General features: G+C 67.7%; 22 protein-coding genes, 1 pseudogene and 1 CRISPR repeat array (1 of these 24 cut by a window edge). Of the genes and pseudogenes, 4 read left to right on the top strand and 19 right to left on the bottom strand.

Annotation, left to right across the window (positions count from 1 at the left end):
• Nucleotides 1-990: direct repeats of the CRISPR family, unit length 28 nt; unit sequence TTTCTGAGCTGCCTATGCGGCAGTGAAC; it reaches 1,926 nt to the left of the window's first position.
• A gap of 128 nt (nt 991-1,118) precedes the next feature.
• Genes cas6f through csy1 form a run of 4 tightly spaced genes read right to left on the bottom strand, consistent with a single transcriptional unit; the run spans nt 1,119 to nt 5,209 of the window.
• Nucleotides 1,119-1,694: a type I-F CRISPR-associated endoribonuclease Cas6/Csy4 gene (gene cas6f / locus AAG689_RS18765; RefSeq protein WP_406623268.1), complete on the bottom strand. Its 576-nt coding sequence runs from the start codon at nt 1,692-1,694 to the stop codon at nt 1,119-1,121.
• Between the two features lie 5 nt (nt 1,695-1,699).
• The gene (csy3, locus tag AAG689_RS18760) at nt 1,700-2,725 is read right to left on the bottom strand and encodes a type I-F CRISPR-associated protein Csy3 (protein ID WP_406623267.1); all 1,026 of its coding nucleotides are present in this window, start codon (nt 2,723-2,725) and stop codon (nt 1,700-1,702) included.
• A 55-nt stretch (nt 2,726-2,780) separates the two neighbouring features.
• A complete protein-coding gene (csy2, locus tag AAG689_RS18755) occupies nt 2,781-3,848 on the bottom strand; it encodes a type I-F CRISPR-associated protein Csy2 (RefSeq protein WP_406623266.1) in 1,068 nt (355 codons plus the stop codon).
• Entirely contained in the window at nt 3,845-5,209 is a 1,365-nt protein-coding gene (gene csy1, locus AAG689_RS18750) for a type I-F CRISPR-associated protein Csy1 (protein WP_406623265.1), read from the bottom strand. Before csy1 ends, csy2 begins: the two co-directional genes overlap by 4 nt.
• Nucleotides 5,210-5,604: 395 nt before the next feature.
• Between csy1 and AAG689_RS18745 the strand changes: the two genes are divergently transcribed.
• Entirely contained in the window at nt 5,605-5,916 is a 312-nt protein-coding gene (locus tag AAG689_RS18745) for a HigA family addiction module antitoxin (RefSeq protein ID WP_406623264.1), read from the top strand.
• Between the two features lie 5 nt (nt 5,917-5,921).
• On the opposite strand, the gene AAG689_RS18740 is transcribed toward AAG689_RS18745, so the two are convergent.
• From AAG689_RS18740 to AAG689_RS18690, 11 genes are all read right to left on the bottom strand, one after another.
• Nucleotides 5,922-6,950, bottom strand: a complete 1,029-nt coding sequence (locus AAG689_RS18740) for a hypothetical protein (RefSeq protein ID WP_406623263.1) — start codon at nt 6,948-6,950, stop codon at nt 5,922-5,924.
• On the bottom strand, nt 6,866-7,441 hold the full coding sequence (locus AAG689_RS18735) for a hypothetical protein (protein WP_406623262.1): 576 nt from the start codon (nt 7,439-7,441) through the stop codon (nt 6,866-6,868). The genes AAG689_RS18740 and AAG689_RS18735 overlap by 85 nt, the downstream gene beginning before the upstream one ends.
• Nucleotides 7,402-9,408: a type I-F CRISPR-associated helicase Cas3f gene (gene cas3f, locus AAG689_RS18730; protein ID WP_406623261.1), complete on the bottom strand. Its 2,007-nt coding sequence runs from the start codon at nt 9,406-9,408 to the stop codon at nt 7,402-7,404. The genes AAG689_RS18735 and cas3f overlap by 40 nt, the downstream gene beginning before the upstream one ends.
• Entirely contained in the window at nt 9,405-10,409 is a 1,005-nt protein-coding gene (cas1f, locus tag AAG689_RS18725) for a type I-F CRISPR-associated endonuclease Cas1f (RefSeq protein WP_406623260.1), read from the bottom strand. The genes cas3f and cas1f overlap by 4 nt, the downstream gene beginning before the upstream one ends.
• Nucleotides 10,410-10,452: 43 nt before the next feature.
• Nucleotides 10,453-11,622 (bottom strand): DSD1 family PLP-dependent enzyme, encoded by a 1,170-nt coding sequence (locus AAG689_RS18720; RefSeq protein WP_406623259.1) that lies wholly within the window; start codon nt 11,620-11,622, stop codon nt 10,453-10,455.
• The gene (locus AAG689_RS18715; RefSeq protein WP_406623258.1) at nt 11,606-12,250 is read right to left on the bottom strand and encodes a histidine phosphatase family protein; all 645 of its coding nucleotides are present in this window, start codon (nt 12,248-12,250) and stop codon (nt 11,606-11,608) included. The genes AAG689_RS18720 and AAG689_RS18715 overlap by 17 nt, the downstream gene beginning before the upstream one ends.
• 137 nt (nt 12,251-12,387) lie before the next feature.
• Nucleotides 12,388-12,840 carry a DUF2501 domain-containing protein gene (locus tag AAG689_RS18710; RefSeq protein ID WP_406623257.1) on the bottom strand — a complete coding sequence of 151 codons (453 nt, stop codon included), beginning with the start codon at nt 12,838-12,840 and terminating at the stop codon, nt 12,388-12,390.
• A 112-nt stretch (nt 12,841-12,952) separates the two neighbouring features.
• Nucleotides 12,953-13,630, bottom strand: a complete 678-nt coding sequence (locus AAG689_RS18705; protein WP_406623256.1) for a DUF4136 domain-containing protein — start codon at nt 13,628-13,630, stop codon at nt 12,953-12,955.
• A 26-nt stretch (nt 13,631-13,656) separates the two neighbouring features.
• Nucleotides 13,657-14,589: a tRNA 2-thiocytidine(32) synthetase TtcA gene (gene ttcA, locus AAG689_RS18700; protein ID WP_406623255.1), complete on the bottom strand. Its 933-nt coding sequence runs from the start codon at nt 14,587-14,589 to the stop codon at nt 13,657-13,659.
• Between the two features lie 5 nt (nt 14,590-14,594).
• A complete protein-coding gene (locus AAG689_RS18695) occupies nt 14,595-14,960 on the bottom strand; it encodes a dihydroneopterin aldolase (protein WP_020228709.1) in 366 nt (121 codons plus the stop codon).
• On the bottom strand, nt 14,961-15,737 hold the full coding sequence (locus AAG689_RS18690; protein WP_406623254.1) for an SDR family oxidoreductase: 777 nt from the start codon (nt 15,735-15,737) through the stop codon (nt 14,961-14,963). It lies immediately after the preceding gene.
• Nucleotides 15,738-15,804: 67 nt separating this feature from the next.
• Here AAG689_RS18690 and AAG689_RS18685 point away from each other — a divergent pair, with 67 nt between their 5' ends.
• Nucleotides 15,805-16,851 carry a class I SAM-dependent methyltransferase gene (locus AAG689_RS18685; protein ID WP_406626375.1) on the top strand — a complete coding sequence of 349 codons (1,047 nt, stop codon included), beginning with the start codon at nt 15,805-15,807 and terminating at the stop codon, nt 16,849-16,851.
• Nucleotides 16,852-16,928: 77 nt separating this feature from the next.
• Here the strand turns inward: AAG689_RS18685 and AAG689_RS18680 are convergent.
• From AAG689_RS18680 to AAG689_RS18670, 3 genes and pseudogenes are all read right to left on the bottom strand, one after another.
• A pseudogene (locus AAG689_RS18680) lies at nt 16,929-19,510 on the bottom strand (TRAP transporter permease).
• Between the two features lie 78 nt (nt 19,511-19,588).
• The gene (locus AAG689_RS18675) at nt 19,589-20,581 is read right to left on the bottom strand and encodes a TAXI family TRAP transporter solute-binding subunit (protein ID WP_406623253.1); all 993 of its coding nucleotides are present in this window, start codon (nt 20,579-20,581) and stop codon (nt 19,589-19,591) included.
• 40 nt (nt 20,582-20,621) lie between these two features.
• Nucleotides 20,622-21,950 carry an aspartate aminotransferase family protein gene (locus AAG689_RS18670; protein WP_406623252.1) on the bottom strand — a complete coding sequence of 443 codons (1,329 nt, stop codon included), beginning with the start codon at nt 21,948-21,950 and terminating at the stop codon, nt 20,622-20,624.
• A 155-nt stretch (nt 21,951-22,105) separates the two neighbouring features.
• On the opposite strand from AAG689_RS18670, the gene AAG689_RS18665 reads away from it, so the two are divergent.
• Together AAG689_RS18665 and AAG689_RS18660 are read left to right on the top strand one after the other, a co-directional pair.
• Complete coding sequence (locus tag AAG689_RS18665; RefSeq protein ID WP_406623251.1) at nt 22,106-22,510, top strand: VOC family protein; 405 nt, start codon at nt 22,106-22,108, stop codon at nt 22,508-22,510.
• Between the two features lie 68 nt (nt 22,511-22,578).
• Entirely contained in the window at nt 22,579-23,856 is a 1,278-nt protein-coding gene (locus AAG689_RS18660) for a D-amino acid dehydrogenase (RefSeq protein WP_406623250.1), read from the top strand.
• Here AAG689_RS18660 and AAG689_RS18655 read toward each other — a convergent pair.
• On the bottom strand, nt 23,816-24,715 hold the full coding sequence (locus AAG689_RS18655; RefSeq protein ID WP_406623249.1) for a LysR family transcriptional regulator: 900 nt from the start codon (nt 24,713-24,715) through the stop codon (nt 23,816-23,818). The two genes, AAG689_RS18660 and AAG689_RS18655, sit on opposite strands and share 41 nt — an antisense overlap.

Genomic DNA, 24,715 nt, shown 5'->3' with positions numbered 1-24,715 from the left:
TCTGAGCTGCCTATGCGGCAGTGAACGCGATCAAGCCCGTCAACGGGCACATCGTGGTTTTCTGAGCTGCCTATGCGGCAGTGAACCGCGGTCAAGTACTACAGCAGCGGCGGCCAATTTTCTGAGCTGCCTATGCGGCAGTGAACTCGAACTGCAGCGGGCAGACGTGCTTCTCCACTTTCTGAGCTGCCTATGCGGCAGTGAACTATGACTACCGGCGCCATGTCGCCACGGGCGATTTCTGAGCTGCCTATGCGGCAGTGAACTCCGACCCGCGCGCGCAGCGCCCCAGCGCGATTTTCTGAGCTGCCTATGCGGCAGTGAACGGAAACAGCCGGAACCGGCAGTTTTCTATCGTTTTCTGAGCTGCCTATGCGGCAGTGAACGCCACAGCAATCGCCGCGTCATGGGTGCTGACTTTCTGAGCTGCCTATGCGGCAGTGAACCCAGGACCAGCTCGTGCTGCAGCACAGTCTCGTTTCTGAGCTGCCTATGCGGCAGTGAACGGCAGGGCGGCCGACATCGTGGCGCCGGCCTACTTTCTGAGCTGCCTATGCGGCAGTGAACCTGGTGGTGCTCGCTGAAGCGCTCAACAAGCTTTTCTGAGCTGCCTATGCGGCAGTGAACCAGGGCCCTGCGCGAGGGCGTGGCCACGGAATTTTCTGAGCTGCCTATGCAGCAGTGAACAGCCGCAGGATGCGCACCGGTATCCGTACCGCATTTCTGAGCTGCCTATGCGGCAGTGAACGATGCCATCAACGGCCGCTATGGGAAGGGGACTTTCTGAGCTGCCTATGCGGCAGTGAACACTGCCAGACACGGGCCACGGCGAGCACTCCACTTTCTGAGCTGCCTATGCGGCAGTGAACAGCATTGCGGGCATCGTTGTAGCCGAGGTCGTATTTCTGAGCTGCCTATGCGGCAGTGAACGTGTTGGAAGAAGCACTATCCGTTATGCGCTCTTTCTGAGCTGCCTATGCGGCAGTGAACTAGACCATCCAGCACGTAACGCATTGATTGTTCAAGAACAAATTCACCTGCGTTCCCGAACAACCTAATTTCCAGACGCTCTGCAAATGCTTGATTTACAAGGCTTTGTCCGGTGCTCAGAAAAAGGGTCAAAACCACGGCACCGTTGCCTCATGAGCCAAACCGTAGGCGTTGAAGGTCCCGGGGATGGGTTGGGTCAACAGCGGCCCATGCTCCACACACAGGCAAAACGGCTGTCCGGTGCTGCTGCTGCGCAGTTGCACAAATGGCAGGTCAGGGCGGCGCTCCACACTGCTGGGAATGGCGGCTGCGGCCTGTTCGGCGGTCTCCCCCTTGCGCTGCATGCGGCGGCGGCGCAGGCGGTCGGCGTTGGTCTTGAACTGGCGGCGGCGCACGGTGCGGTGCTGTGCATCGGCGGGCACCGGACGCAGCGCAGCCACCTGGGTGTGGTCGCGCATGCCTTTGAGCCAGTCCTGCGCCATCAAGCGTTGCAGCGCCTCGGGAGTGCCGTGCAGGCGCAGCACAACCCCCAGGGTGCGGCGGGCCAGGGGCTGGCTGGTGTGCTGCGGGTAGCTTACGCCAATGTCGGTGTTCTGTCCCTGCACCAGTACCCGATGCAGTTTGGCTACCAACGCACCCAGCAAGTGTGCGTGGCTGAACTCCGGGTCGGGCAGCAGGGTGATGTCGATGTAGTGCGTGGTCATGGTGGTCAGCTCGCGTCGCCGAATACGCCGCCGCGAATGAGCACGGCCATGACGAAATGCTGCTGCTCGACGGGTGGTACTTGGTCCTTGAGCAGCCAGTTGTCCAGCAAGGTGTAGAAGTCCAGCTTCTGCTTGGGCTGGCGGTAGGCCTTGCCCTGGGTGGTGACGGAGCCATAGGGCTCGATAGCAATCGGGCCCAGTTCGTCGGCGCCTTCGTACCAGGTGTCGATGGTGCGGATGGCGTTGCCGATTTTTTGCGAGTGGATCGCGGCCACGCCTCCCACGTCGTACAGCGTCTTGCTCTTGCCCGCGCTACCCTTGTCCAGGATCAGCTCTTGCGATGGGAACACTTCCTGCCCGGCACCCTGGCGCACAAAGGCCGTGACCCGCAGCAGCACATGTGCCGTACCCGCCAGCCCGGAAGCAATGACCTGGCCGAGTTCATTCAGTCCTTTTGTTTCATTATTGATAGCTGCTACCGCCCGTGTATTAAGCGCTAGAGCATCAAAAGACCATGAATTGGCAGCTTTGCCATCTTGCATCTGCTCCACGGTGACTTCCACGCTTTCGGCACCCACGCGGTTGCGCCAGAGGAAGCGGCCATTGGCCAGGTTGGCGGCGTAGCGCCGCGCCAGTTCGGCAAAGCCGTGCTGCTGCTCATAGCCCTGCACGGTGGCCAGCAGCTTGGCCTGGTAGGCCGCGCTATTGCAGGCTGATGGTGTGCCAGCGCCGCCGAGTACGCGCAGCGTGAACTGCGCCTTGAGCGTATCGGCCTGCGGCGGCAGGGCGGCCACATCCACGGTTTGCAGGTTGGGGTTCTCGATGGCGGCGTCGAGCTTGGCTGGGTCCTGGTCCTTGGCCTTGAGCCGGTTGCTGATGGTGCCGCGCACGGACTTGGGCCGAATGGTCACGGGCTGCCAGGCGTGCGACTGGGCGCGGTCTTCCCAGCGGCCCGCGTGGAAGACGGCGTCAGAGGGATCGAGCTTGCGCTCGAAGGCCAGGACGGAAGCGGTGGTGAGTTTGTCGGTCATGGTGTCAATCCTTGAAAAATCGGGTGCGTGAAAGAGTTACGGGGGAGGCGCCAGCTCAGGTGTAGTCATAGGCATCGGCGTCGTCCTCTTCTTCGGATGTGTCGCTGTGACTGTCTGACCGTGGGCTGGGCCGGTAGCCATTGCGGCAGCGATACAGACCTTGGGCATCGTCAGTCTCAGCCCGCCACAGCAGTTCCGTCAGGCTGGTCAGCCGGTGCGGGCTGACCCATTTGCCCAGCGAATAGACCGACTCCACGAAGCGCAGCGGCACAGTGGCATCCCGGGCGTTGCGCACCGTGCCTGCGGGATGCGCCTGCGGGGTTAGCGCGGCGTAACCCACAGGAATGGGCACGACCCAGCCGCTGCCCTTGGGGCGCAGCGGATCACCCCACGCGACTTTGCCGTCGGGCGTGGGGGAACCATCTGCGCTGGGCAGGGGCTGGTGGTTGAACCGGGCGGCATCTAGCCAGGCATCGAGCAGCGTGGCTTCGGACTGGGTTTCGCGCAGGTGCTGCAGACGCTCGGCCAGCAGGTCGTCGCGACCCACCAGCGCAAAGCCGGGCAGCCATTGCCTGCGCCATTGGCGAAACTCTGTGGCAGCGGCCTCAGCGTCGTCAGGCACCAAGGCCATCCACGGCCGCACTCGCTTGCCCGGCACGGGGCGCGAGGGCAGCACGCTGCCGCCGGCCACGCGCATGCCGGCCAGCGTCTCGCCCGCGGTCCGCGCCCAGTCGGCCAGTTGGTCATCGTTGCCCTGCACCAGGGCAGGCGGTGCGCCAGCGAGGCGTTTTTCCGACACGGCCAGCACCAGGGTGATCTCCAAGTGCATACGGCCTTCTTCGACGATGGCGGCAGTGCTGCCGTCCTTGTCCACCGGGTTGCGCGTCAGGTTGAAGCTGCGCACATAGCCTTGCGTGACCTGCTCCTGGTGGTGGTGGCACACCACACCCACGGCCTGCAGCCGCAGCGGGACACCTGCTTGGGTCAGTTTGCGTTCCAGGGCCCACATCAGGCCGGTAAAGGCGGTGACGGAGGGGAATCCATGCGTGAGCGGGCTGGCAATGGCATTGGCGTTCTGGATGCGCAGGCGGGGTAGCACGAGGATGGCTTCGTGTTGCGTCATGGCGCCACCTCAGTGGTTACGCCGTCCAGCCGATCGCGCAGCGAGCGCAATTGCTGCTGAAAGCCGTCTTCATCAGCCAGCAACACTTTCGCCCATTCACGTGCTTCGGCGTCGCCCAGTGGCAGCTTGTCGCGCAGTTGCGCGTTCAGCCAGTTGGCAAAGCGCTTGCCGATGTCGGTGGTCCAATCCATTTGCAACCACTCCTGGGCAAAGGCAGCCTGGTCGGGTAGTTCGGCACGCAAAGGGTCGAGCCAGAGCTGTTCGCTGCGATGCAGGTTTGCAAACCGATCGTCGTCCAGACTCCACCCTGGCGGCAACTGCTGCTGCAACTCGGCAGCCAGCGACACCAGTTCGTCCAGCAGCGTGTCCAGCAGAGCTTCGCGGTGCTGCCGCGTGGCCAGGTTGGGCTCAGGGTCGGACTCCAGAAACTGCCGCAGCGCCCGCACGGTGCGGCGCACCTCGGGGCGGGCAATGAACAGGCGGTCAAATACCGAGCCAGCCTGCACGGGCAACCGCATGGCGCTGGTCTGCCACTGCGGCGGAAGCGATGAGAGCAGGTAGTTCATGCCCCTGCGCTCGCTGTTGAGCTGGCTGATGTTCTGCGGCTTGGTGCCGCCCATGTTCTGTACGGCCAGGCCAGGGTAGTCGTGAAACACGCCGTCGTGTGCCTTGCGTTCTTTCTTTGCCACGCGGGCAGTCTTGTTGGCCTCGCCAAAGCGATCTTCCTGCACCTGTGCATGCACCGCATGGGCCAGAGACGTGGCGTACAGCGGTGCCAGCAGGGCGTAGTCCGCATCCGCGCAAGCTTCGTCACCTGTCAACCAATACAGCTGTTTGGCCAGGGTATGGCTGCTGGGCCCTTCAGCGCGTGGCTGGGTCAGCGACACAAAGGCGTCGCGCAGCGACTGGGCTTGCGCCGGATCGGTGTGCAGCGCGGCCAGGGCATCGGCATCCTGCGCCAGCAGGGCGGTGAGCAGGCTGCGCCCGTTCACCTCCAGCTTGAGGAATTTGTAAACATCCAGCGCGGCGGCGTTGCCCACCACGTCGCCCGCGAATTGCGCGCCCAGTGCGTGGCTGCCGAGTTCGGCAAGTGCCGGCAGGCTGGCGGGCTCCACATAGAGGTTGGTGCCCCGTGCGTCGGGATGTATGGGTTTGAGGGAGTGGGTGACGGCCTGGATTTGCTCCACGCGCTTGGCGGCACTGGCCAGCCACACGTTATGCGCAAAGGACGTGAGCACGTCGTTACGCTGCGGATCGTCGGGTTTGAGCTTGTCGAGTTTGGTTTGCAATCGCTCTTGTAGGAAGTCTGCAATGGCTGCTTGATAACCCGCCTTGCCACCTACTAGAGGGGCTTCAGACATGGGAATGCCTTTCAAAAAGGGTTAAAGGCTAAAATTCCCCGGTCAGCACAAAGCCAACCAGGGATCTGAAAAACGGCTAAGTTGCCGCCAAAGCTCTTTTCAGAGCGCGGACGCTATCCACTGTGACCTCACTTTTCTGCTTGGTGCCTCGAGAGCACGGTGCTGAATCAACCGTGGTGCGACTGGTACTTGCACCACGGTTTTTTTGGGTTGTCATGATTTTCCCAGTCAACTTGAAATTTTTGACGTAGTCAAATAGGAGCAACAACGCCGCGATATTAAGTGCATCGTGCTATCTTCGCAACCCTTGCTGGACAAGCAGCTCAGAAAAGTCAGCTTGAGAGTTTGGCTGTCGATCTACTGCCGCATAGGCAGCTCAAAGTAAGGCGATACAGATGCTCAAAAACGGCATGCGCCCCGTCCACCCCGGAGAGGTGCTGCGCGAGGACTACCTCAAGCCCATGGACATGAGTGCCAACGCCCTGGCCCGGCAACTGCATGTGCCGGCCTCGCGCATCAACGACATCGTGCTGGAGCGGCGTGGCATCACTGCCGACACCGCCTTGCGCCTGAGCCGCTTTTTTGGCGGCGATGCGCAGTCCTGGTTGAACCTGCAAACGGCCTACGACCTGCGCGTGGCCGAATTGGACGAGGCACTGCAGACGGCGGTGATGGCGGTGCACCCCATGGCGCTGCATCCGGCCTGACGGACTCACTTCTTGACGGAGAAGCCTAGCGTTTCATGGAACAGCCAGCCGTCACGGTGGGCGGGCAGGCTGGCGATGGCATAGCGCTGGGCGCATTGCTGCAGCGATAGACCCTGCGCTTGCGCCAGGCTGAGCAATTCATCCATCAGGTTCACGGGCGGCCAGGGCGAAACACTCGGTGATTTCAGCCGCGCCTCTGGCATTGCGTGGCACAGGCTTTCATGCACTGGCACATACAGCTTGTCGCCACGGCGTGTCCCATCCTCCACGCGGTGCAGCCGTAGCGTTTCTTCATCTTCGTCAGGCAGCAGCGCGATGTCTTCGCGCGGCAGTGGGTCATGACGAAAGCGCTGGTACTGCGGCAGCAGGCCGGTTAGCCACAGGTGATCGGGGTGGGCCCAGTGCAGGCTTGCTGCGCGTAATGGGGGTGTCGGGCTGGCTTCCTTGGGCCGCGGCAGCATGGCATCGTGCATGCGAGCGTGTTCCAAATCCACCAGATGGCGGCTGGGGAAAAGCCTGCCGGGTGCCAGGGCCACGCGGGGCTGGGCATCGACGGCCCACGTCTGCGCACCCCGCATTTCCCGCGCCATCAAATCGTGCATGTGATGGGATTGGAGCTGAAAGGGCGGGTAGTCCGTCTCGAACCCCGGCCGGCAAAACGCCGCGCCGCCCTTGTCCTTGAAATGCCGCAAATTGCTGTTCAGCACCACCATATTCACCCCATCCACTGCCCCAGGCCGATGCCGCCGCACGCGACCGGCGAGCTGGATGAGCGAGCGCATAGACGAAGGCTCGACCACGGCCCAGTCATAGTCGTGGTCGCGGCCCACCTCGGTGACCGGGCTGCCCAGCACGATGAACAGGTGGTGGGGTTCGGTGTGGGCGTCGATCTGCGCACGCAAGGCCGGGCGCTGCAGTGCCGGGTCATGGCCGTCTTGACCTCGGCGGTTTAGCAGGGTGTCGAGCTGCTGCTCGATGGCCGAGCGCAGCAGCAGCGGGAATTGCGAGTGGTACACGCACAGGTGGATGCGCACGCAGGGCGCGGGTGCCCCTGCTGGTAGATGGCCAGCGCTACATCGAACAGCGGCGCGATGTTGGCCATGCGGATCAGGCCCAGGCTGACGTGTTTGCCGCTGGCGGGGTCGGTGCTGTGATTCTGCGGTTGCTGGTGCAGTTGCCACGCCTGCTCCAGCACCAGGCGGGCAAAGTCCTGACGCCGCTCGGCCTCTTTCATGCCGTGCCAGGTGTCGGGTAAGGTCGCGATTTGGGCCCGCCGACGCACTTCGGCCTGCGCCAGCCGGGCAACGCGCTTTTGCACGTACTCCTTGTGGGTTGCGCGGAAGGCGGGACTATCGGCGCAGTCCTGCGCGGTCTGGTGAAACTCATCGATCCACAGGCAGCAGATGTTCACCGCCTCGTGGGGCCGTTCGCTGCGATGCTGCTGATACACGGCCCGCCCGGCGCGGTAGGCCAGGAACAGCCCTTCTACCAGCGCGGGCGGCAGGGTGGCCGACGACAGCAGCACGCGGCTGCCCAGCAGGCCCGCCCAATGCACCAGCCGCGTGAGGGGGGCAGGTCGGCCATGTCGAAATCGTCCGGCTCGTCCAGCACCAGATCGCCGCTCAAGAGGCGCAGCATGGGCGCGATCTGGCGGCCGCCGCGCAGGCTTTCGGTGGCGGGGGTGAGGTGGTCCACGGTGCAGACCAGCAGCGGCGCGGCAATCAAGCGGCGCACCTGCGCGTCGTCGGTCAGGCGCTGCAGCAGCGGGTGCTGGTCGTTACCCTCAAAGAGCACGGCACCGGCTTCATCCAGCAGATCCTGGCGCGAGGCGGAGCCGGTGGCTTCGGCCTTTTGCTCCCAATACTCGAACAGCGCACGGCTGGCACTGCCGCCGACCTGGATGGCCAGTTGCTCGTCGCCCAGCCCCAGGTCGTTTTGAAAGCTGCGCCCGGTTTGCAGCGTCAGCGTGCGCAGGCCGATGGCAAACGCGCAGCGTATCCCCGTGGCCGGGTTGGCCAGTGCGTTTATCACGCGGGCGTTGGCCAGCGTCTTGCCGCAGCCGGTGGACGCCATGTTGACGATGAAGGCGCCCTGCGCGGCGGCCGGTGTGCGCAGGCTGGCAGCCAGGTCGGCCGCCTTGTCTTGCCAGGCAAAGCGGGCGTTGGCGCTGCGCTTTTTGAGCGGCTTGTGGTTTTTCAGCGCGGGCAGGCTTTGCGCCAGGCTGGGCAGCGAGCGCGCCACCAGTGTGGCGTGCGCCTGCACGCCCAGCAGGTGTTCGTCCAGGGTTTGATTAAAAATCGGTCGCTGGCCCTTATCTGGCAAGCGCTGATAGCTATCGTCTTTGATTGTGTTGGCGCCCAGCGGATAGCTTTCGTTGAGAAAGGGCTGGCGACGTGCCTTGTCCGTGATGCTGGAATAGTGGTGGTCGGCCAGCATCAGGCACAGGCGTGAGACATGCATGGCGAAGGGGTCGTGCAACACCCGCCCATTCGCGGGGGCTTGCAATAACTCCAGCAGCTTGCGGGCGTAGCGGGCGGCTTGCTTGCGCCATGCGGGCGTGGCCACCGGCAGGCCGTGGGGGAAGTGCCAGTGCGCTTGCACCATGGCACGGTTCTCACGATCGCGGGGTTCGCGCGGTTCGTTCCAGTCGGCGCTGATGCGGGCCAGGATGCCGTCCAGCTCGTTGGCATTGATGAAGCGGGGATGGGCGCCAAAGCGTCGCCACTGCGCACGCGGTTCACCCATGTCTTCGTCACAACTGCCGTCCGGTTGTTTGACGGGCAGACACGGCAGGCGATGGTGGGTGAACACCAGCCAGGCCACTGCCTGGGCCAGTGGCGGCAGTCGGGCGAATGGCAGATGCTGCGCGGCGCGGGGCTCGTCCAGGCCGTCGCGCAGCAGACGCCCGCCTGCGTGATCCAGCCACAGCGCTTCAAATGCCTTGGCATCCGTACCCGGTTCGGCGCAGGTGGTCAGCTGCTGCAACCAGCCGGCATCGCCATCACCGCCCACAAAGGCCTGGAACAGCCGCACCGACACCCACTCGTGCCGGTAATGGTTGCGCTCGCGCAGGCCGGGGTTGCGCAGCCGGTTCTGAAAGGCTTGCGTGGCCTTGCCCAGGTCGTGCAGCAGGGCGGCCAGCGCGGCCAGGGCCGTCATTAGCGGCAGGTGGTGCCAGGCGTTTTCGTCCTCGGTGCGCAGCACGTTGCGGGCGGTGGTGTTGGTGGGCACGGCGCCCTGGTCGTTGAACTGGCGGGCATCGCCCACCACCCACAGCAGCTCGCTGTGGTCGCGCCCGCGAATCCAGTGGCAGGCGACGGCGGTGTTCTTGCGGGCGCTCTGGCGCAGCAGGCGGCGCACGGTGTCCAGCCCGGCCTGGGTGATCGGCGTTTGCCAGGTGCGCTCGCCCCGGCGTTCGGCAAACTGGTCGAGGATGCGGCGCGTTTCGATCAGCGCGTTCTTGGTGCATTGCGCAACGAACAGCACGTTCATGCGGCGCCCTCCTGCAACTGCGGCGGCGTTTGCGCCAGCCGGGCGGTCTGCAGGGCGATGTCCTTGAGCGTGTCGATCATGAAGTCCAGCGATTCACTTTGCGTCAGCGCCTCGATGCACTGGCGGCGGAACTGCTGCTCGTCGTCGCCGCGCATGGCCGACAGAAACGCCTGCGGCAGGATGGCCGCGTCCTTGACCAGATCGGCTGCGTCGAACACCAGCCCGCCGCGCCGTGTTTTGCCGTGCAGCACCGCCAGGCCGTGCGGCAGGCCCAGCACCCAGGTGGCGGTGGCGCCCAGACCATAGGCCAGGTAGTTGCCATGATCCAGAAAACGGTTCGCTGCATCGGTGCCCGTGCCGCGCTTGGCGCGGGTGAACTCGCCGTAGCCCACGGCATCGACAGCCAGCTTGAACAGTGCCTTGGTGAGCTGCGCCTCGTCGGTCAGCAGCGCCGTCACGTCCGGGGCGTTGGCGATGCGGGGCGTGAACTGCTGGACCAGCGCTTGCAGGCGGGCCAGATCGACGGCGAAGCCGGCTTCGCGCAGAGCGCGGGTGTTCCACGCGGCCAGCAGGCGTTGCAGCCGTCGGGTCTGTAGCTGTTGGGCAGCGTGCAGGCGCAGTTCGTCGTCAAACCAGAACTGCACCCAGGCTTGCAAATATTCCGTGGGGCGGTACTCGCTTTGCGGCGATATCCAGGCCACTTCGATATCGACTTCATTGGCGCTGAACAGCGGCGTGCCGCCCCCGCCGCAAAAGCCCACCAGCACGCCGGCCTTGGCCAGCTCACGCATGGCCGCCTGGGTGATGGAGGTGCCCGTGCCCAACAGGATGCTGGAGGTGTTGGCGATCGGGATGTTCCAGTACAGGCTTTTCTTGCCCGCATCGGTCACATATTCGACCCGGCCGCCGTTGACAAGAACGCGGCAGTGCTCCAGATAGTAGACATTGGCCCGCTTGGAATGCAGGATGGCCTTGAGATCGCTGGCATGTATGTCTTCCATGGGGGCACAGTGTGCCCACTGGACTTGCTCGCCGCTTACATGTTCAAGTCAATGCCCCGCGCGCGTCCACGCGGATGATGCGGTCCACCACCCCATGCGCCAAGCCGCCGCGCACGCCGATCAGGTAATCGTGCAGGTTCACCGTGGGGTCGCAATGGCCGGGCACCAGCCAGAGCATGCGCCCCAGGGCGGGCAGGCGGGCCTTGGAGCCTTCGGCGGTCAGCACGCCGTGCTCGTCGCTGCAACTGGCGTAGCGTAGAGCGCGCTCGGGCGGCAGGCCGTGGACGGTAGGCAGGCCGGAGTCGACGGCATGGCTCTTGTGGCCTGCGTCGCAGACGGCGTGGGTAGCGCGGGCGGAGATCACCTGGGTCTTGACGAACAGCGCGTGCTCGAAGGCCGGCTGGGCGGGTTCGCGCTCGTTGGCGGCGTAGTCCGCATCCATGTAGAGGAAGGAGCCGGCCTGCAGCTCGCCATAGATGCCGCTGGCCGCTTCGTGCACCAGGGTGCCCGTGCCGGAGCCGGTGATCAGCGGCACGGGCAGGCCGGCGGCTTCGATCAGAGCGCGCGTGTCGGCGGCGGCTTGCACGACGCGGGCGATGGCGTCGCGCCGCTCCGTGGCGGTGCGCAGGTGCTGGGCGCGGCCGTGGTAGGCCTGCAGCCCGGCGAAGTGCAGGCGCGGCTGCGCTGCCACGGCCAGGGCCAAGGTGACGGCCTCGGGGCCGGGCGGCACGCCGCAGCGGCCCTGGCCCACGTCGATTTCCACGAACACGTCGATCCCGGCGTCGCTGCCGGCCACGCGCATGGCTTCGGCCAGGCGGGCCACGCCTTCCTCGCTGTCCACCGCGATGGCCAGCCGCCCGCCGCGCGCCGCCAGTTGCGCGGCCAGCCGCGCGGCACGCAGCAGCTTGCCGGCGGCCAGCACTTCGTTGCTGATGTAGAGGTCGTCCACGCCTGCGGCGGCCAGCGCCTCGGCCTCGGCCACCTTCTGCACGCAATGGCCGTGCGCGCCGGCCTTCTCCAGCAGCAGGGCGATCTCGGCGCTCTTGTGCATCTTGGCGTGGGGGCGCCAGCGGACCTGGTGCTTGCGCGCGAAATCGGCCATGCGCTGGATGTTGCGTTCCATGGCGTCCAGATCCAAGACCAGGGCGGGCGTGTCGATCAGGTCTACGCGCTGCCCGATGGTGGCGCGCAGGTGTTCAGGAATGGATTTCATCGCGGCTGGCATTATCCAGATGCTGCGTATCGGCCCAGCCGACGAGGGTGAGGCCGCTGCTGTCGGTCCACAGCAGGCGGTTGATGGCCGCGTTGGTGAGCTGCCAGGTGCGCGGGGCCTGCAGGTGCAGGCGGGTGGCCAGGCGGTAGAGCACGTCCATCACGCCGCCATGCGCGACCAGCACGATCTGCTGGCCCGGGTGGCGGGCGGCGATGGCGTGCACCGTGCGCTCGATGCGCTCGCGCAGCATGGACAGGGACTCGCCCCCGCCGTCGGGCACGAAGTCGGGGTCGCGCTTGCGCCAGCGCAGGGCTTGCTCGGGCGATTCGTCCTCGATCTGCTGGAACGTGCGGCCCTGGAAGTCGCCGAAGCAGCGCTCGCGCAGGCCGCGCTCGGGCGTGAGGGGCGCGCCGGTGGCCTGGGCCACGGCCTCGGCGGTGGCCCAGGCGCGCAGCAGGTCGCTGCTGTAGATGGCTGAGACGGGCTCATGGGCCAGCGCCTGGCCGACTTGCCGGGCCTGCCACAGGCCGGTGTCGTTGAGCGGAATGTCGAGGTGGCCCTGGATGCGGGTGTCCACGTTCCAGGCGGTTTCGCCATGGCGGATGGCGATGAGGCGGGTGGCTTGCATGGGTGGTGCAGATAGGCGGGAAGGACAGTGGCGTGCCTGGATTGTCACTCACTCCCCTGGGGCATCATGCCTTCCGTTGACCCATGAAAAAAGCCGGCTTGGCGCATTGCCGAGCCGGCTCGTGCCTGTGCCGAGGGTCAGAGCAGCGACTTGGCGTTGTCGAGCACGAAGTCGCAGGCCTTTTCCTTCAGGTCGCCCTTGACCTTGTCGAGGTTGAAGGTCTTGCCGCCCGAGCCTGTGACCATGCCAGACAGGCCGCTCAGGTAGCCCTCGTCCTTGGGCTCTTCCTTCTGGCCCAGGCCCATCTTGCCCAGCAACTGGTCCTTGACCTGCGCCGCCTTGTTGGCGTTCAGGTAGTTGTTCTTCATGCAGTAGGTGATCACGCCGGCCGCGTTGCTGGCCGTGCCCGAGCCGGTCAGGCCCATGGCGGACAGGGCGGACATATCCGCGCCGCCGCCCAGCATGCCGCCGAGCGCCGACGTGCCCGAGGCCTGGCCGCGCAGGGCGTCTCCCAGGCCGGCGGCGTGTGCGCTGGCGCCCAGTCCGCACAGGCTGGCCCACAGCAGGCCGGAGATGGCGATTGTCTTCATGGCAGTTCCTTCCAATGGTGCGCGCGGGCCGAGCCAGAAGCGCACGGCGGCTGCGCGAGAGGGGCACGTTAGCACGGGGTGGCGCGTACGAATGTGGACGTTTGCAAACCGGCTAGCGAGCCGGGGCGGGTGCCACGGTGGCCGGCGTGGCCGGTTGCGGGGCAGGGCGTGCGGCGGACTGCGGCAGCACTTCCGTGCGGATGGTGCGCCGGCCCCGCGGCGGCTGCGGGAAGCCGCTGAGGGCCTGGTTGAAGAGCACGCCGTAGATGGCCGGGTCGTCCGTCCACACGTCTTCATAGACGGCGGAGGTTTCGTACACCACCTGCTGGGTGGCCGCGTCGCGCAGCACCAGGCTGACCCCGCGGTGGTACAGCGTCGGGGGAGTGTCCATCATCCAGCCCATTCCCATGCCCCACCCCCAGCGCCCGCCGTAGCCCAGCCCCCAGCCGAAGCGGCCATAGAACGGGTCGGAGTAATAGGGCCAGTAGCGCGGCGAGGCGTAGCCGCCCTCGGCGCCGATCTGGGCGATCAGGCGAGGTCGGGCGTCGTCGCGCTGCAGGCCTACGCGCGCCAGAGCCTGCTCTGCCTGGGCCTCGATGGGGATGTAGGCCGCCGAATGGGCTTCCTGCGAGGGCAGGCGCTCGATGCGGTAGGTGGGTGGGCTGGGCAGCGCGGAGAGGGTGGAGAAACTGTTGACGTCGCTCTCCACCAGCCGGGGCCCGGCGCAGCCCGCGAGCAGTGCGGCCGCCATGCACAGCGGCAGGACGAGGGCGCGGCGCAAAATGGCCATGGCGGTCTCCTGGAAGGTGGGGCAGGTCAGCCCAATTGCACGACCTGCATACCTGGGAGTGTGGGCGCTGTGGGGAGTTCCTCGTGGTCGAAGGCCATGTCGCCGTCGGGGTCGGCGATGCCGGTGGCCTTGGCGTTGCGGAAGTCGTGCAGCTGCGGGTCCATCATGTGCGTGGTGACGATGTTGCCCATGGCGCGGAACATGCTCTCGATGCGGCCGGGGAATTTCTTGTCCCACTCGCGCAGCATCTCGCCCACGGCCACGCGCTGCAGGCCGTCCTGGCTGCCGCAGAGGTTGCAGGGGATGATGGGAAAATTCTGGTACTGCGCCCAGCGCGCCGTGTCCTTCTCGGGCACGTAGCACAGGGGGCGGATCACTACGTGTTTGCCGTCGTCGCTGACCAGCTTGGGCGGCATGCCCTTCATGCGGCCGCCGTAGAACATGTTGAGCATCAGCGTCTGCACAATGTCGTCGCGGTGGTGGCCCAGCGCCAGCTTGGTGCAGCCCAGCTCGTCGGCCACCTTGTAGAGGATGGCGCGGCGCAGGCGCGAGCACAGGCCGCAGGTGGTCTTGCCCTCGGGCACCACGCGCTTGACGACGCTGTAGGTGTCCTGCGTCTCGATGTGGTAGTCCACGCCGATGCTCTTGAAATAGTCGGGCAGCACATGGTCGGGAAATCCCGGCTGCTTCTGGTCGAGGTTCACGGCGACGAGGTCGAACTTCACCGGCGCGCGCTTTTGCAGTTTGCGCAGGATGTCCAGCAGCGTGTAGCTGTCCTTGCCGCCGGACATGCAGACCATGATCTTGTCGCCCTCCTCGATCATGTTGAAGTCGAGCACGGCGCGGCCCACCTCGCGGCACAGGCGCTTTTCGAGCTTGATCTGCTCGCGCTCGATCTTGCGGTTGTCGGCTGCCGGCTCTTCGCCGATCCAGCTTGAGGGCTCTTGCATTGCATTCATGGGGTTCACCACTGTCCTGTCTCGACGCGAATGGCCACTTCGCAGTCGTCGAATATTTCCAATTTGGCGATTTTCACGCGCACGCCCAGCACGCCGGGCAGCTGCATCAGCCGGTGGGCCAGCTTGCCGATCAGGCTCTCCAGCAGGTTGACGTGCTCGGCCGTGCACTCGTCGATGATGATCTGGCGCACCTTGCGGTAGTCCAGCACGTGCCGGATGTCGTCGTCGCGCGGCGCCAGGGGTTGGGGGCCCAGGTTCAGCTCGGCGTCCACCTGGATGGGCTGGGGCGCGGTCTTCTCGTGCGCCAGGATGCCCAGGTTGGCGTCGAAGCGCAAACCGGTGAGCGTGAGGATCTGGGTGCCTGCGGACATTTACATCAGGGAGAAATCGCGCTCGAAGCGCATGAGGTGCTGGCCGCCGTCCACCAGCAGCGTGGTGCCGGTGATGGAGCGGTTGTCCAGCGCGAACTTCACGGCGGCGGCCACGTCCTCGGCCGTGGACGATCGGCCCAGCGGGCTCATCGCGTGCAGCGCGGCGAAGCGCTCGGGCGTGAGCATGTGGCTGGTGAGCGTGAGGCCGGGCGCCACGCCCACCACGCGCACGCGCGGGGAGAGCGCCAGGGCCAGCATGGTGCCTGCGGCCTCCAGCGCCGCCTTCGAGAGCGTGTAGCTCAGGAAGTCGGGGTTCTGGTTCCAGAGCTTCTGGTCCAGCAGGTTGACCACTGCGCCTTGCGCATCGGCCTCGCCGCGTTCGGCGATGTGCGCATGCAGCGCCTGCGCCAGCAGCACGGGCGCGCCCGCGTTGCTGCGCAGGTGCCGCTCGAGCAGCGCGTAGCTGAAACTGGCCGCCGTGTCGTGCTCGAACAGCGAGGCGCTGTTGACCACGGCATCCACGCGGCCGAAGCGCTGCGCCACGCGCGGCAGCAGGGCGCCCACGGCGGCCTCGTCCTGGAAATCCGCATCAAAATGGGCGCTATCGCCCGCCAGTTGTGCGCAAGCAGCTACTGTTTCAATAGCTTCCTGCTCTGACGCGCGGTAGTGCACCGCCACCTGCCAGCCATCCGCCGCCAGCGCCAGGGCCATGCTGCGGCCCAGGCGCTTTGCGGCGCCGGTCACCAGCACGGTGCGGGGGCGGGAGGGAGAGGGCATTGGGGAGACAATCGGGCGCGTGACGAACGAACCCTCAAGTTTAACGAGCGCCCTGCGGGCGCACATCGTGCAGGACATCCGCGCGGCCGGCGGCTGGATCGGTTTCGACCGCTTCATGCAGGCTGCCCTCTATGCTCCCGGCCTGGGCTACTACGCCAACGAAAGCCCCAAGTTCGGCGCCATGCCCGGCAGCGGCAGCGATTTCGTGACCGCGCCCGAGCTGTCGCCCGTCTTCGGCCGGGTGCTCGCGGCCCAGGTGCGCGAGGCGCTGGACGCGACGGGCACGCACGATGTCTGGGAATTCGGCGCCGGCAGCGGCGCGCTGGCCGCGCAACTGCTGGGCAGCTTGGGCGAGCGCGTGCGGCGCTACACCATCGTGGACCTGTCGGGCAGCTTGCGTGCGCGCCAGCAGGCGCGGCTCGCGCCGTTCGGCGACCGCGTGGCCTGGGCCGACCAGCTGCCGGAGGCGCTGGAAGGCGTGGTGGTGGGCAACGAGGTGCTGGACGCCATGCCCGTGCAGCTGCTGCACCGCCGCGCGGGCACGTGGCACGAGCGCGGCGTGGTGTGGGCTGGGGATGGCTTCGCCTGGGAAGACCGGGCCACCGCATTGCGCCCGCCCGTGGAGATCGGTGGTCCGCACGACTACCTGACCGAGATCCACCCGCAGGGCGAGGGCTTCATGCGCATGCTGGCCCAGCGGCTGGCGCGGGGTGCGGCGTTCCTCATCGACTACGGCTTTGGCGAGGACGAGTACTACCACCCCCAGCGCCACATGGGCACGCTGGTGTGCCACCGGGCGCATCAGGTGGATTCCGCCCCGCTGGCCGACGTGGGCCTGAAGGACATCACCGCCCACGTGAACTTCACCGCCATGGCCCTGGCCGCGCAGGAGGCGGGGCTTCAAGTCCTGGGCTACACCACGCAGGCGCACTTCCTCATCAACTGTGGACTGCTATCACAATTGGAGCTGCTTGCGCAGGCCCAGCGTGCGCAAGCGGCCAAATTGATGATGGAGCACGAGATGGGCGAGCTGTTCAAGGTGCTGGCTGTGGCGCCGGGTGCGCCCTGGGGACCGATGGGCTTTGCACAGGGCGACCGCACGCACCGGCTCTGATACGGCTTCGCCTTCAATCGCCTAACGTCGTTGGTCGCCTCGCCGTGCCACAGCACTGTCTTCGGCTTCCCGCCTAGTTATGCAATGGAATGCAAAGCCGCATGGCGCATGCGCCGCCCCTGGCTGAACCACACCAGCAGCACCAGCGCGATCGCGGGCAGGTAGAACCAGTGCGGCGTGGGCCGGCCGCTGCGCACCTGCACGTCGCGCACGTCCCAGCCCTGCTCGAAGCCGGCCTTGGCCGCGCGCGAGCCGAACTTGACCGCGCCGATCTGCAGCGCGTCACCCAGCGGCACGAGCTGCAGGCCCGCGTCGGCCAGGCGCTTGCGGCCGTCGGCGACGGCCTCTCCGAGCTGCACGGCCACGGTCTTGGAGCGTTCCTCGCCCTCCAGCGTGGTGCCCTGGATGCGCAGCACCAGGCGGCCTCCGGGGGCCGTGTCGCGCGCCACGTCGAACACGCTGGCGGCGGGGGCATTGCGGTATTCGGGCGCGATGCGGTCCATGAACATGTCGGGGCGGAACAGCAGCACCACGGCCGCGAGCAGTGCCAGCGTCTCCCACCAGCGGCACCGGATGCGGAACCAGTTCATGGTCACGGCCGCGAACAGCAGCATGGCGCCGATGCTCGCGGCGATCACCCGCACCATCTCGCCCGCGTCGTCGACGTTGATGAGCAGCAGCTGGGGGTTGAAGATCCAGATGAAGGGCAGGATCAGCGTGCGCAGCGCGTAGATGGAGCCCTGGATGCCCGTGGCGAGCGAGTCTTCGCCCGAGATGGCCGAGGCCGCGAACGTGGCCAGCCCCACGGGCGGGGTGATGTCGGCCATGATGCCGTAGTAGAAGACGAACATGTGCACCGCGATGAGCGGGATCACCATGCCCGACTGCGCGCCCAGCTCCACCACCACGGGCGCCATCAGCGTGGCCACCAGCACGTAGTTGGCCGTGGTGGGCACGCCCAGGCCGATCACCAGGCACGAGAGGGCCACGAACAGCAGCATCAGGATCACGCTGCCCTGGCTCACGAACTCCACGAACTCCGTCATGCGCAGGCCCAGGCCCGTGAGCGTGATGCCGCCCACCACGATGCCTGCGGTGGCCGTGGCGATGCCGATGCCGATCATGTTGCGCGCCCCGTTGTGGAAGCCCTCCACCACCGAGGCGAAACCCTCGCGCCACGCGCCCGCGGGCGAGGCCTTGCGGAAGAACGCGATCAGCGGGTGCTGCGTGAGCATGAGCACCACGAGCGAGGTGACGGCCCAGAACGCGGCCAGCGCGGGCGACATCTCCTCCACCATCAGGCACCACACCAGGATGCCGATGGGCATGATGAAGTGCATGCCTGCGCGCACGGTGGGCCAGGTGTCCATGGCGCGCGGGTGCTCGATGTCGATGTCCTGCGGCAGGTCGGGGCAGGCCGCCGCCTGGCGCACGGCCGCCAGGTACAGCGCCAGCACCGTCGCGCCCACGGCCCAGGGGCGGCTGCGCCCAGCCAGGCCTGCATGGCGGCGAACAGGTAGTAGAGCGCGCACACCAGCGCCACCGAGCCCGACAGGCCGATCAGGTTGCGCAGCGCGCGGTCGCGCAGCGGGCGCGGCGTGCGCTGCACGATGGGCTGCATGCCGAGCTTGAGCGCCTCCAGGTGCACGATGTAGAACAGCCCCAGGTACGACAGGATGGCCGGCAGGAAGGCGTGCTTGACGATGTCGGAATACGGGATGCCCACGTACTCCACCATCAGGAAGGCGGCCGCGCCCATCACCGGGGGCATGATCTGCCCGTCCACCGACGACATGGTCTCGATGGCGCCGGCCTTCACCCCGCCGTAGCCGGCCTTCTTCATGAGCGGGATGGTGAAGATTCCGCCCGAGACCACGTTGGCCACCGAGGAGCCCGAGATCGTGCCGTTGAGCGCCGACGACACCACCGCCACCTTGGCCGGACCGCCGCGCAGGTGGCCCAGCGCCGCAAAGCTCACCTGCATCATGTAGTTGCCGCCGCCGCCGCGGTCGAGCAGCGCGCCGAACAGCACGTAGACGAAGATGGTGCCGGCCGACACGCCCAGCGCGATGCCGTACACGCCCTCGGTGGTGAGCCACATGTGCGAGAGCAGCCGGTTGAGCGATGCGCCCTTGTGCGCGATCACCTCGGGCAGCCAGGGCCCGAGCATGCAGTAGGCGATGAAGGCCAGCGCCAGTGCCGCCATGGGCCAGCCCACGGCGCGGCGCGTGGCCTCCAGCAGCAGCACCAGGCCGGCGGTGGAGACCACGATGTCCATGGTCGAGGGCGTGCCGGGCCGCGTGGCCAGCTCGGCGTAGAACAGCATGATGTAGGCGCCCGCGAAGGCGCCGGCGGCGGCCAGCAGCCAGTCCGTCCAGGGCACCGTCTGGCGCCGCGAGCGCTGGGTGGCCGGCCAGGCGGCGAAGGCCAGGAACAGGGCGAACGCCAGGTGGATGGAGCGCGCCTCGGTGTCGTTCAGGATGCCCCAGCCCAGCGTGAACGGCAGCGGCGACGCGTACCAGTACTGGAACAGCGCCCAGGCGAGCGCCACCGCGAAGATGATGTGCTTGGGCAGCCCCACGGGCTTGCGCCCGCCGGTGTCGGCGTCGGCGACGAGTTGCTGAAGGGCCTCGGGGGCCTTGTCGATGTCGGTGGCCATGCTGCGGTTCCAGTCGGTACAAAAAAGGGGCGAAGCACCTGGCGCTTCGCCCCTGCGGCGGGGACTGGCGGCGGCCGCTTACTGGATCCAGCCCTTTTCCTTGTAGTAGCGCGCGGCGCCCTCGTGCAACGGTGCGCTCAGGCCGTCCTTGACCATGCTCTGCGGCGACAGGTTCGCCAGTGCCGGATGCAGTTTCTTGAACTCCTCGAAGTTCTCGAACACCGCCTTGGTGACGGCATAGACGGTGTCGGCCGGCGTCTTGGCCGAGGCCACCACGGTGGCCAGCACGCCATAGGTGGGCGTGGCCTGCGGGTTGTTGGGGTAGAGCCCCGCGGGGATGGTGACCTTGGCGTAGTAGGGCTTGTCGGCCACCAGCTTGTCCACCACCGGGCCTGCCAGCGGCACCAGCTTGGCGCCGCACGAGGTGGTGGGGTCCTGGATGTTGGCCGAGGGGTGGCCCACGCCGTAGAAGAAGCCGTCCACCTTGCCGTCGCACAGCGCCGGGCCGTGCTCGTCGGCCTTCAGCTCGGAGGCCAGCGAGAAGTCCGACAGCTTCCAGCCCATGGCGGCCAGCAGCTCCTCCATCGATGCGCGCGTGCCCGAGCCGGGGTTGCCCACGTTGAAGCGCTTGCCCTTGAAATCCTCGAACTTGCCGATGTTGGCCTCCTTGCGCGCCACCACGGTGAACGGCTCGGGGTGCACGGCGAACACGGCGCGCAGGTCGCCCACGGCGCCCGCGTCCTTGAACTGGCCCACGCCCTTCACGGCGTTGTACTGCACGTCGGACTGGGTGAAGCCCAGGTCCAGCTCGCCGGCCTTGATGGTGTTCACGTTGAACACCGAGCCGCCCGTGGATTCCACCGAGCAGCGGATGCCGTGCTTGGCGCGGTCCTTGTTCACCAGGCGGCAGATGGCGCCGCCGGCGGCGTAGTACACGCCCGTCACCCCGCCGGTGCCGATGGTGACGAACTTCTGCTGTGCCATGGCGGGCGTGCCGCCCAGCGTGGCGCACAGCAGGGCCACGGGGGCCAGGGCCCGGGCGGCGGTCTTCAGGGTGAATGTCACGGTCATGCGCTTCTCCTTGGGGATGGGGGTGAATGAACGGTGCATCTCAGTGCAGCGCGGCGTCCAGGGCGGCCTGCAGGCGCTGGGCGATGGTGGCCAGGTCGGCATCGCTCGCGATGAAGGGCGGCGCCAGCAGCACGTGGTCACCATAGCGGCCGTCCACCGTGCCACCCATCGGGTAAACCAGCAAGCCGCGCGCGAACGCCTCGGCCTTCACGCGCGCATGCAGGCGGCGCGACGGGTCGAAGGGTGCCTTGCTGGCGCGGTCCTGCACCAGTTCCACGCCCCAGAACAGGCCCCGCCCGCGGATGTCGCCCACGTGCGGGTGCGCATCGAACGCGCCGTGCAGCAGGCCCTGCAGGCGCTGGCCCGCTTCGCGCACGCGCGCCAGCAGCCCGTCGCGCTCGATCACGCGCTGCACGGCCAGCGCGGCGGCGCAAGCCACGGCATGGCCCAGGTAGGTATGGCCGTGCTGGAAGAAGCCGCTGCCCGCCGTCATGGCCTGCACGATGCGCCCCTGCGCCAGCACCGCGCCGATGGGCTGGTAGCCGCCGCCCAGTCCCTTGGCGACGGTCATCAGGTCGGGCACCACGCCGTCCTGCTCGCAGGCGTGCAGCGTGCCCGTGCGGCCCATGCCGCACATCACCTCGTCCAGGATCAGCAACACGCCGTGCGTGTCGCACACGCGGCGCACGGCCTGCAGGTAGCCGGGCACGGGCACGAGCACGCCTGCGGTGGCGCCGCCCACGGTCTCGGCCACGAAGGCCATCACGCTGTCCGCACCCAGGCGCAGGATGGTGTCCTCCAGCTCCTGCGCGAGGCGCTGGCCGTACTGCTCGGGCGTTTCCTCCGCGCGCTGCTCGCGGTAGGGGTAGCAGGGCGCGACGTGCTCCACGTCGATCAGCAGCGGTGCGAACTGCGCGCGCCGCCAGGCGTTGCCGCCCACGGCCAGCGCGCCCAGCGTGTTGCCGTGGTAGCTCTGGCGCCGCGCGATGAAGTGGCGCCGCTGTGGCTGGCCGATCTCCACGAAATACTGGCGCGCCATCTTCAGCGCCGCCTCCACGGCCTCGGAGCCGCCGCTCACGAAATACGCGTGGCTCATGCCCTCGGGCGCGGTGCGCACGAGCTGGTCGGCGAGCTCCTCGGCCACTTCGGTGGTGAAGAAGCTCGTGTGCGCATAGGCCAGCCGGTCGATCTGCGCATGCATGGCGGCTAGTACGTCGGGGTGCCCATGGCCCAGGCACGACACGGCCGCGCCGCCCGAGGCGTCGAGGTATTCCTTGCCCGAGGCGTCGCGCAAGGTCATGCCGTGCCCCGCCACGGCGCGCGGCGGGGTGTGGTGCAGGTGGCGGTGCAATACGTGCGTGGTCGTCATGGCGGCGGGTGGTCTGTCCATCGCGGCCCAGTGTGGGCGCAGGCCGTGCCCTGGCGCCAATGCATTTTTGGTGCCAGCCCATGCCCTGCGTTTATGTTGCGCCGCACCAGCCGGCGCACAATGGCGACCTTCCCACTTCGCAACACCCGACCGCCATGAGCCTGAAGATCGACCGTTTCGACCACATCGTCCTCAACGTCGCGGACGTGGAAGCCAGTGCCGCCTGGTACGTGCGCGTGCTGGGCATGGAGCGCGAGGCATTCGACTCGCGCACCGGCACGCGCGTGGCGCTGAAGTTCGGCCGCCAGAAGATCAACCTGCGCCCCATGGGCACCGACACCGTGGCGTGGTTCACCGGCGCCAACCCCGCGCCGGGCAGCGACGACCTGTGCTTCGTCACCACGCAGCCGGCGGCCGAGGTGGTGGCGCACTTCGCGGCCGTGGGCGTCACGCCCGAGGTCGGACCCGTGGAGCGCACCGGCGCGCTGGGGGTGATGACCTCGGTCTATTGCCGCGACCCGGACGGCAACCTCGTCGAGGTGGCGACCTACGCGCCATAAATTCCGGTCATGGGCGGCGCTGCAAACGGCATTGGCGCGCGGCCGGCCGTTTGCCTAGATTGCGCGCCATGGAACCCGTGCACACCCCCCGTCCGCATGTCTGCGTGCTCGGCGCCGGCATCGTGGGCCTGGCCACGGCGTGGGAGCTGGCGCAGGCCGGCGTGGCGGTCACCGTCGTGGACCGCGCCGCACCAGGGCAGGGCACCAGCGGCGCCAATGGTGCGCAGCTCAGCTACGCCTACGTGCAGCCGCTGGCCGACCCCTCGCTCTGGCTGCAACTGCCCAAGCTGCTGCTCTCGCCCGACTCGCCCCTCTCTCTGCGCCTGCGCTTCGACCCCTGGCAATGGGCCTGGGGGCTGCGCTTCCTGGCTGCCTGCCGCACCAGCGTGTCGCGGCGCACCACCGAGCGGCTGCTGGCCCTGGCGGCCGAAAGCCGTACGGGCTTCGACGACTTCATGGCGCGCGAGCGCATCGACTGCGACTTTTCCGCCACCGGCAAGCTGGTGCTGTATGCGGACGCCGAGGGGTTTGCCGGCGCGCGCCGCCAGCTCGCGCTGCAGCGTGAGCTGGGCAGCGTGCAGCAGGCCCTCGCGCCCGCCGAATGCGCGGCGGTGGAGCCGGCGCTCGCCCACTACGCGCCGCGCATCGCGGGCGGCATCCACACGCCGGGCGAATGCGCGGCCGACTGCCACAAGGTCTGCCAGGCGCTGGAGCGCCTGCTGCGCGCGCGCGGCGTGGCGTTCGTGCGCGGCGAGGTGAGCCGCCTGCGCATGCATGGCGGCCGCGTGGCAGCCGTGCAGATGGCGGACGGCACGGCGCTGCAGGCCGACGCCTTCGTGCTCGCTCTGGGCACGGGCTCGCCCGCGCTGCTGTGCCCGCTCGGGCTGGGTGCGGCCTGGCGGGTGCCGGTCTACCCGCTCAAGGGCTACAGCATCACCGCCGTGGCCAGCGCGCAGCCGGGCGCCGCGCCCGTGGTGAGTGTGACCGACGCGGCGCGCAAGGTGGTGTTCGCGCGGCTGGGTGACCGCCTGCGCGTGGCGGGCATGGCCGAGCTGACGGGCGAAGACCTCTCCATCGCGCCCGCGCGCATCGCTGCACTGCAGGCCACGGCGCGCGACGTGTTCCCGCAGGGCGGCGACTACGCGCGGGCCGAGCCCTGGGCCGGCCTGCGCCCCGCCACGCCCACGGCCGAGCCGGTGCTGGGCCGGCTGCCGCAGGGGCCGGCCAACCTGTTCATGAACACGGGCCATGGCGCGCTGGGCTTCACGCTGGCGTTCGGCAGCGCGCGGCGCGTGGCGGCCGCGATCACGGGATCTGTTGCAGCGCCTGCTGCATGCAGCGCGTGAACGCGCGCGCCGCCACCGACTGCGGATGCGCCGCCGGCCGCAGCGCGTGCACCGTGGTGGCGATGGCGGGCTCCACCGCCAGCACGTCCACCCGGGCGCGGTCGGCCGACGCGGCCGTGCAGCCCTCCACCAGGGCCACGCCCACGCCGTGGTGTGCCAGCGCCAGGGCCACGTGGTAGGTCTGCACCGACATCACCTCGTTCAGCCCCGCGTCCTGGCCGCGCAGCGCATGGTCCAGCACCATGCCCAGCGGGTCGCGCCCGTCCAGTGCGATCAGGGGGAGGCCCGCGAGCTGCTGCAACTGGATGCTGCCCGCGCGCAGCACCCGCGCGGGCAGCAGGCCCTTGGGCGCGATGCACATCACGCGCCGCTCGGCCAGGCGCTCCTGCACCAGGGCCGGGTGGCTGGTGGCGACGAAGACGTAGCCCGCGTCGGCCTCCTGCAGCGCCAGTGCCGAGACGATCTGCGGCGAGTGCAGCGCCTGGTGGTGCACCACCACGCGCGGGTGCTTCTCGCGAAAGAGCTGCATGGCGCGCGGGAACACCTCGTAGCTCAGCCCCAGCACCGTGAGCACGCGCAGCGTGCCCCGGCCGCGCCCGGCCTTGAGGCTGGCCGACAGGCGCTGCACCTCGTCGAGCTGGGCGAACAGCCGCTCGATGTGCGGGTGCAGCGTGCGCGCCTCGGACGTGGGCTGCAGCCGCCCGCCCACGCGCTGGAACAGCGCGAAGCCGAGCTGCAGCTCCGCGTGCTGCAGCGTGCGGCTCACGGCCGGCTGGGTCACGTTGATCATGCGTGCCGCGGCGCTCACGCTGCCGGTGAGCATGATGGCGTTGAAGACCTCGATATGGCGCAATCGCAT

The sequence above is a fragment of the Acidovorax sp. SDU_ACID1 genome, assembly GCF_045291395.1.
Taxonomy (GTDB): Bacteria; Pseudomonadota; Gammaproteobacteria; order Burkholderiales; family Burkholderiaceae_C; genus MR-S7.
Note: the sequence above shows the minus strand (reverse complement) of the source record. Positions and strands in the feature narration are given on the sequence as shown.

Bases quoted from the DNA above. Each gene is read 5' to 3' on its own strand.
- csy1 (WP_406623265.1), bottom strand. From the start codon at position 5,209: ATGTCTGAAGCCCCTCTAGTAGGTGGCAAGGCGGGTTATCAAGCAGCC.
- AAG689_RS18710 (WP_406623257.1), bottom strand. From the start codon at position 12,840: ATGAAGACAATCGCCATCTCCGGCCTGCTGTGGGCCAGCCTGTGCGGA.
- csy3 (WP_406623267.1), bottom strand. From the start codon at position 2,725: ATGACCGACAAACTCACCACCGCTTCCGTCCTGGCCTTCGAGCGCAAG.
- AAG689_RS18655 (WP_406623249.1), bottom strand. From the start codon at position 24,715: ATGCGATTGCGCCATATCGAGGTCTTCAACGCCATCATGCTCACCGGC.
- cas6f (WP_406623268.1), bottom strand. From the start codon at position 1,694: ATGACCACGCACTACATCGACATCACCCTGCTGCCCGACCCGGAGTTC.
- AAG689_RS18670 (WP_406623252.1), bottom strand. From the start codon at position 21,950: ATGACGACCACGCACGTATTGCACCGCCACCTGCACCACACCCCGCCG.
- AAG689_RS18745 (WP_406623264.1), top strand. From the start codon at position 5,605: ATGCTCAAAAACGGCATGCGCCCCGTCCACCCCGGAGAGGTGCTGCGC.
- ttcA (WP_406623255.1), bottom strand. From the start codon at position 14,589: ATGAATGCAATGCAAGAGCCCTCAAGCTGGATCGGCGAAGAGCCGGCA.
- cas3f (WP_406623261.1), bottom strand. From the start codon at position 9,408: ATGAACGTGCTGTTCGTTGCGCAATGCACCAAGAACGCGCTGATCGAA.
- AAG689_RS18665 (WP_406623251.1), top strand. From the start codon at position 22,106: ATGAGCCTGAAGATCGACCGTTTCGACCACATCGTCCTCAACGTCGCG.
- AAG689_RS18690 (WP_406623254.1), bottom strand. From the start codon at position 15,737: ATGCCCTCTCCCTCCCGCCCCCGCACCGTGCTGGTGACCGGCGCCGCA.
- csy2 (WP_406623266.1), bottom strand. From the start codon at position 3,848: ATGACGCAACACGAAGCCATCCTCGTGCTACCCCGCCTGCGCATCCAG.
- AAG689_RS18695 (WP_020228709.1), bottom strand. From the start codon at position 14,960: ATGTCCGCAGGCACCCAGATCCTCACGCTCACCGGTTTGCGCTTCGAC.
- AAG689_RS18675 (WP_406623253.1), bottom strand. From the start codon at position 20,581: ATGACCGTGACATTCACCCTGAAGACCGCCGCCCGGGCCCTGGCCCCC.
- cas1f (WP_406623260.1), bottom strand. From the start codon at position 10,409: ATGGAAGACATACATGCCAGCGATCTCAAGGCCATCCTGCATTCCAAG.
- AAG689_RS18660 (WP_406623250.1), top strand. From the start codon at position 22,579: ATGGAACCCGTGCACACCCCCCGTCCGCATGTCTGCGTGCTCGGCGCC.
- AAG689_RS18720 (WP_406623259.1), bottom strand. From the start codon at position 11,622: ATGAAATCCATTCCTGAACACCTGCGCGCCACCATCGGGCAGCGCGTA.
- AAG689_RS18715 (WP_406623258.1), bottom strand. From the start codon at position 12,250: ATGCAAGCCACCCGCCTCATCGCCATCCGCCATGGCGAAACCGCCTGG.
- AAG689_RS18705 (WP_406623256.1), bottom strand. From the start codon at position 13,630: ATGGCCATTTTGCGCCGCGCCCTCGTCCTGCCGCTGTGCATGGCGGCC.